We start from the raw sequence: 5,526 nt of genomic DNA, 5'->3' as shown, positions 1-5,526 counted from the left end.
GAACAGCCACACCATCGACTCGGACAGAAACCACCGCTATCCTTCCTCCTCCAACATCTACCACAGTGCCAAAGGTGGTGGACGCATACACCTAGTTTCTTCCCCCCAAGGACTTGTGGTAACCTCCCGCTACAAGCTGCGCGTATTTTGGTATACAAGTCTATTTGGGGCTGCAAGGCCAGTCTTGTGACGGGAGGTAGTTGGCAATGGTCGTGCCCGAACTCGAAGCAGCTCCCCTAACGGGCACGGCGGTTTACGAATATCTGCTCTACTTGCAGGCGAGTGGTGGTGCAGTGGCGTTGAGCGATCTGCGGGGCAAGTTGCATTGCATGGGACGCCTTTCCCGTCTTTCGCGTCAGGGTGTCACCATCTTTTGCCGCGATTTGCACGAGGGGGTTCCGGAAATTCTGGTTGCCCACTACGAGCCGAATCGGTCGGTTCATTTTCTGCTGAGCCAGGGGCGAGAGGAAGAGCCCGGGTCCTGGTGCTTTCCCTATCCGCCATCCATACAGGTCCGCCAGGAACGGCGGCATCTCCGCTACACCTTGTCTGCGGCGGTGCTGGCGAGTTGGAGCAGCTCTTGCAGTGCCGAAGCCATACGTGGTGATGTTGTGGATATCGGTCTTGGTGGGTTCCTCGCCAGCATCTATGTTTCGAGCGAGCAACTGGTCGATACGGTCTCTTGTCGCGAGGGTGCGCGAGGTGTGGTAACTCTGCGTCGCGATGATGGGCGCGAGTGGGTCGGTGAAGCAGAACTGCGCCGACGCGTGCCGCTGGCGCCGCCGAGTGAAGAGAAAAATGAGACTGGCTCAGAATTTGTTCTGCTAGGTTTTGCTTTTCAGTTCGAGGATTCCTCTGCTTTGAATGATCTGACGGATTTTTTCCAAGGAATTCTCGGGCCGATTGCTTGAACCGGCCCACGACGGGTGGTTTATCGAGGGACATCAATGCTGCAGTACCAGTACCGGCCGCGTCTTTCGTACTGATTGCCGTTCCCGCTGTAGCGGCAGACCAAACGCTTCTTTGGCAAAACACCATCCGTAGAGTCCGACCCAAAGCAGTAGCATAGTAGAGAGCGCGGCGATCAGCGCTGCCGCGGCGGAACTTTGTAAAATTCGCACCAGGTACGTAACCCCCCCTTGCAATAGCACGCTAACCAGTAAAAAGATCAGCCAAACACGTACGTTGCGCAGTACCGCCAAAAAACCGGCCAGTACCGCCAAATATCCTTCACGAACCAATCCCAAAACCACAGACCCAACTGACAACATCAAGAAAACATTGCCGAGTAGAGTCTGCGCATTGCCGAGACTGTTGCTGAGCAAATTTTTCAGCCATAGAGGTATCCGTTCCCAGGCTGGTGTGCGAAGATTTTTCAGAGTCGCCGCGGAAGACATATGATCGTGCGCCAGTATCGCCTGCAGGTAGTGATGCAAAGACCAAAGGAGCAGCAGGATCATCGACACCAATAGTGCGATCGCAAGGCCCAGCCGCAACAGTGGCAGCCAAGGAAGATCTCGGAAAGCTATAAGGACGTCGCGAATCTGCCAGCCGCCAAGCTCAACGGTCATTGCGGTAGCAAAAATCAGCGCGGTTTCGAGGCAAGCAAAGGGAATGGTCAAAATCAGGGTTTGCTGCGTGAGATTCAAAAAAATGAGTAGCCCAGAGAGGAAGACGAAAGCGACGGGCGCCTCTTTCTGTAAGGCCCAAGACTCTCTCGCCCAACGCAGAAACCAGCCGGGCGGTACGGAATGGGGTTGTAGCACGGAGGCCATTCAATCCTCGTAAGCAGTTACGCGGCTACGCAAACTGCCGCGCCACAAAATCGTCTCGATTTCGCTCCCCGGCCCGACTTCTTTGGCCTCGCGTATCACCTTACCGTTTTGATCGCGTGCGATGGCATAGCCGCGTTCCAAAATGGCTCGTGGATCCAGGCCCTGCAAACGCAGACGACGGCGTTCCAGCTCTCGCTCCTGACGCAGCAGTTGGCTTTGCCAGGCGAGTAGCAGGCGTTTTCGCAGTTGTTCGCTGGCTTCCTGCAAGGAAAGTAGACCGCGGCGCGGGTCGTTTCGATGCAGACGGCTCAACAGCGTTTGTTGGCGCTGTTCACAAGATCGTATGGTTTGCTGCACTTGCCGATACAAGCGCTGTGCGAGCTGCTGGACCTGTTGCTGCTCAAAGCGGAGATTCTCCGCTGGACTACGCAGGCGAGCACGTAGGTAGTCTAGGCTCAGGGTAGCCTCCCGCAGACGTCGATCCATACCGCGTTGCATTTGTTGCTGCAGGCTACGCAGGCGGGCACGCCATTCGTTCTGCTCCGGGCTGATCCGCTCTGCGGCCGCGGTCGGTGTTGCGGCCCGAAGGTCGGCAACGAAATCGGCAATGGTGAAGTCGATTTCATGGCCGATCCCGGTCACCACCGGTAGGGTGCTGGAGAATATGGCTCGGGCAACGCGCTCGTCGTTAAAGCACCAGAGATCCTCCGCGCTGCCGCCGCCGCGAGCGAGGAGAATGAGGTCTTCGCTGGCACGTCGATTGGCTAATTCTAGCGCTGCGACAATCTGTGGCACGGCAGCATCGCCCTGCACCAGGACCGGGTAGAGAAGCAGTTCCAGTAGGGGCCAGCGCTTGGCCAGGGTCACTCGAATATCGTGCCAAGCGGCCCCGGTGGCCGAGCTGATGACCGCAACGCGTCGCGGAAATGCCGGCAAGGGGCGTTTGCGCTCGGCGGCAAAGAGGCCCTCGGCGGCAAGCTTTTCCTTGATGCGTTGAAACTCTGCCGCCAGGTCGCCGCCGCCTTGTTTTTCCATTTGTTCAGCGATGAGTTGGAATTCGCCGCGCCCCTCATACAGGGTCGGCTGCGCTACTATACGTACCTGCATGCCGTCGGTGGGCTGCCAACGTTGCGCTATGTTGCGATTGCGGAACATGGCGCAGCGTACCTGGGCGCGCGCGTCTTTGAGGGAAAAATACCAATGGCCGGAGCTGGGGCAGGAAAAATTGGAAATCTCGCCCTCGACCTGCAGCAGGGGAAAGTTACCTTCAATGATCTCCCGGACCGCGCTGTTCAGCTCGCTTACCTGTAGTATTGGCAGCCGCTTGTCACTTGCGAAAATAGTCATTTACCCTCGAAGTTCGATTTTTGCTTGACCTTACGGGGACGAGGTCTTATGGTCAACTCGACATTCACGAATCGAGGAGGCCCCATGGCCGTTGTAGAGCTGACCCAGGAAAATTTTGAACAGATCGTCAGAGGTAACGAGATGGTGGTCATCGATTTCTGGGCCCCCTGGTGTGCCCCTTGCCGTGCCTTTGCGCCGATTTTTGAAGCGGCGGCAGAAAAACATCCCGATGTAGTCTTTGGAAAAGTAAATACCGATGAGGAGCAGGAGTTGGCCGGAGCCTTTCAGGTACGTTCCATTCCAACGTTGACGATTTTCCGTCAGCAGATTGGCATCTTCTCTCAGGCAGGCTCTTTGCCAGCCAGCGCCTTGGACCAAGTCATCGCCCAGGCACAGGGGCTGGACATGGATCAGGTGCGGGCGGAAATTGCCGCGCAGCAAGCAGGGGATGGGCAGCATTAGGTATTGCTGCGTGCCGGGGCGCTTATAGCCCCGGTATTGCCAATGCCGCTCGGTTGGATGTTGGTGAAACCAATGATTACCAAGCCAACCATGGCGACAGCCCATAGTATCAAGAACAAAAATAACAGCACACTCGAACGCTTCGGTTTTTTCACGAGTTCTCCTTACTGCCAAACATTTACTCGACGGACCCCCAAAAAATGCATATCCAATGGGATTTCTATGCGTCGGGTTTGTTTTTTCAATTGATCTGAAAACGGCGTGTATGGAAAAGAAAGTCGGATGATCTGTTCGGCCGCGGCATCAAGCTCAGGGTTCCCGGAAGAGTGTACCATGATGATGCGTTGTAAACCGCCTTGCGGATTGAGTACTACTTTGACCTTCAGGTTACCAACCAATTCACCGGGATAGTTGAGATCGCCAATCCGCTCTAGTTTTTGGATCCAGCCGGCAATGTAAAAATCTGCTGCAGGGGTTTCGGGATTATGAAACTTGGGCAACTCGGGGGCGGCGGTGGCCGCACGTGCGGCATCACTGATCTGTCCCTCTAAGCGACCAATATCGATGTGTGGCCGACTGGTTGGCGCCGTTTGCGTGGCGGCTGGCGGGGTAGATGGCGCTCGTTGTTCGCGGCTGGGCGCCAGTGCCCGTATGGGAGCAGGCCGATGGCTTTGGCGAGGTTGCGGATGCGGAAGAGGACGTGATTGCGCCACCGGCGGACGTGGAACTGGCACGGGATGTGCGCGCTGTGGCTGTGCCGTTTGTGGCTTACTTGGCCGACTCGGAGCCAGCGGACGAGCCGGCTCTGGCATGATTTGGAAAGTTTTGTAGCGTTCTTGCTTGCCCGGTAACGCCAAATGCTTGGGCGGAATCCGATACAGTAGCAGGAAGAGTAGCGCCCCTACGAATATGGCAGCGGGAAGCAGCCAAGGGAGGAGACTGTCGCTCCAACGCGGCTTACCTTCCGGAATCAGAAAAAAGAAGCGATCACTGACGCTCAAGTTATCACGCACCAGCCCGAGTTTTGCCCATGGCCGTAAGAGTGAGGCATCGGCGCCCGGGAGTAAAGAGAGCCCTTCTCTGATTCGCTAAGCCGGGCCAAGTAGGAGGTGGAGGCATGGTGCGGATAGCCAATTGGCGTATGGATCGGGAGATGTTCTCGTCATTTTGTAACAACGAGTAATAAGCCGGCGAAAAGTTACAAAAAAATGATTGCCGCAGAAATGTGCTAAAATTACCATTGAATTGCACATAGAATTTTGAATATATAGTATTATAATATTCTAATTTTCTACTTGCAATTCGAAGATCGCCAAATAGAGATAGAGGAGTCCGCAATGCAATACAAGCGTATTTTTGTCGCTGTGGCTATGTCCGCAATTATTCCCGCAACAGCTCTGGCTGCCAATATTCCCCTGGATCCGACCAATAGCGCCTTGGACCCACAGAGTCCTTATGCAACTTTGTACCTGCCACAAAACGCTCCGACAAGCGTCGATCAGGTGGGGCCAGATGCCTGGACGCATGCTTATGGCAATCCGCAGCATAATGCAGCATTTTCGGTAGCTAAGGACGCGCCACAATGGATTCGCGATGGTGTGCGTTGGAATTTTCCAGAAGCGCGGGCCTGGCCGCTGTCTGACTCTCACCCCTATGGAGAAAAAGTGGATGGGTTGAAAGAGGCGTTACCCGTGCAAACGCAGTTCTATGGTAACGCCCTTGGTGTATCGGTAGTGCGTGGCGTCGTGTATGCAGAAAGCGATGACATGTTCGCGTACGCAATCAATGCGCAAACCGGAAAATTGATCTGGCGTAGTAGTCCGGTCGAAAACAACTTGATGAGCAATCCCTTGGTAGTGGGAAATCATGTATATCTCTCTGCGGGTAGTGTGTCTTTCAATTTTGCCAATGTGATGAAGTATGCGAAGCACCCACGCCAGGC

The 5,526-nt window shown here is 55.2% G+C and carries 7 protein-coding genes and 1 pseudogene; 4 read left to right on the top strand and 4 right to left on the bottom strand.

What is annotated here, in order from left to right; translation table 11 throughout:
- Positions 1 to 206 precede the first annotated feature (206 nt).
- On the top strand, positions 207 to 911 hold the full coding sequence (locus RTI30_RS12150; protein ID WP_312263289.1) for a hypothetical protein: 705 nt from the start codon (positions 207 to 209) through the stop codon (positions 909 to 911).
- Positions 912 to 944: 33 nt separating this feature from the next.
- On the opposite strand, the gene RTI30_RS12145 is transcribed toward RTI30_RS12150, so the two are convergent.
- Both RTI30_RS12145 and xseA read right to left on the bottom strand, forming a co-directional pair.
- The gene (locus RTI30_RS12145; RefSeq protein WP_312263290.1) at positions 945 to 1,775 is read right to left on the bottom strand and encodes a hypothetical protein; all 831 of its coding nucleotides are present in this window, start codon (positions 1,773 to 1,775) and stop codon (positions 945 to 947) included.
- Positions 1,776 to 3,122 (bottom strand): exodeoxyribonuclease VII large subunit, encoded by a 1,347-nt coding sequence (gene xseA / locus RTI30_RS12140; RefSeq protein WP_312263291.1) that lies wholly within the window; start codon positions 3,120 to 3,122, stop codon positions 1,776 to 1,778.
- Positions 3,123 to 3,206: 84 nt separating this feature from the next.
- Between xseA and trxA the strand changes: the two genes are divergently transcribed.
- The gene (gene trxA / locus RTI30_RS12135; RefSeq protein ID WP_312263292.1) at positions 3,207 to 3,584 is read left to right on the top strand and encodes a thioredoxin; all 378 of its coding nucleotides are present in this window, start codon (positions 3,207 to 3,209) and stop codon (positions 3,582 to 3,584) included.
- On the opposite strand, the gene RTI30_RS12130 is transcribed toward trxA, so the two are convergent.
- Positions 3,581 to 3,739, bottom strand: coding sequence for a hypothetical protein (locus RTI30_RS12130; protein ID WP_312263293.1), 159 nt, complete (start codon positions 3,737 to 3,739; stop codon positions 3,581 to 3,583). The two genes, trxA and RTI30_RS12130, sit on opposite strands and share 4 nt — an antisense overlap.
- Before the next feature lie 9 nt (positions 3,740 to 3,748).
- Positions 3,749 to 4,084 carry a TonB family protein gene (locus tag RTI30_RS12125; RefSeq protein ID WP_312263294.1) on the bottom strand — a complete coding sequence of 112 codons (336 nt, stop codon included), beginning with the start codon at positions 4,082 to 4,084 and terminating at the stop codon, positions 3,749 to 3,751.
- Positions 4,085 to 4,197: 113 nt separating this feature from the next.
- On the opposite strand from RTI30_RS12125, the gene RTI30_RS12120 reads away from it, so the two are divergent.
- Positions 4,198 to 4,398 (top strand): hypothetical protein, encoded by a 201-nt coding sequence (locus RTI30_RS12120; RefSeq protein WP_312263295.1) that lies wholly within the window; start codon positions 4,198 to 4,200, stop codon positions 4,396 to 4,398.
- Positions 4,399 to 4,921: 523 nt separating this feature from the next.
- Positions 4,922 to 5,526, top strand: a pseudogene (locus tag RTI30_RS12115) (tetrathionate hydrolase); the annotation flags it as partial.

This window comes from Candidatus Igneacidithiobacillus taiwanensis, assembly GCF_031962545.1.
Taxonomy (GTDB): Bacteria; Pseudomonadota; Gammaproteobacteria; order Acidithiobacillales; family Acidithiobacillaceae; genus Igneacidithiobacillus; species Igneacidithiobacillus taiwanensis.
Note: the sequence above shows the minus strand (reverse complement) of the source record. Positions and strands in the feature narration are given on the sequence as shown.

Excerpts from the sequence above, each read along its gene's own strand:
- xseA (WP_312263291.1), bottom strand. The coding sequence starts at position 3,122 with ATGACTATTTTCGCAAGTGACAAGCGGCTGCCAATACTACAGGTAAGC.
- RTI30_RS12150 (WP_312263289.1), top strand. The coding sequence starts at position 207 with ATGGTCGTGCCCGAACTCGAAGCAGCTCCCCTAACGGGCACGGCGGTT.
- RTI30_RS12145 (WP_312263290.1), bottom strand. The coding sequence starts at position 1,775 with ATGGCCTCCGTGCTACAACCCCATTCCGTACCGCCCGGCTGGTTTCTG.
- RTI30_RS12120 (WP_312263295.1), top strand. The coding sequence starts at position 4,198 with ATGGCGCTCGTTGTTCGCGGCTGGGCGCCAGTGCCCGTATGGGAGCAG.
- trxA (WP_312263292.1), top strand. The coding sequence starts at position 3,207 with ATGGCCGTTGTAGAGCTGACCCAGGAAAATTTTGAACAGATCGTCAGA.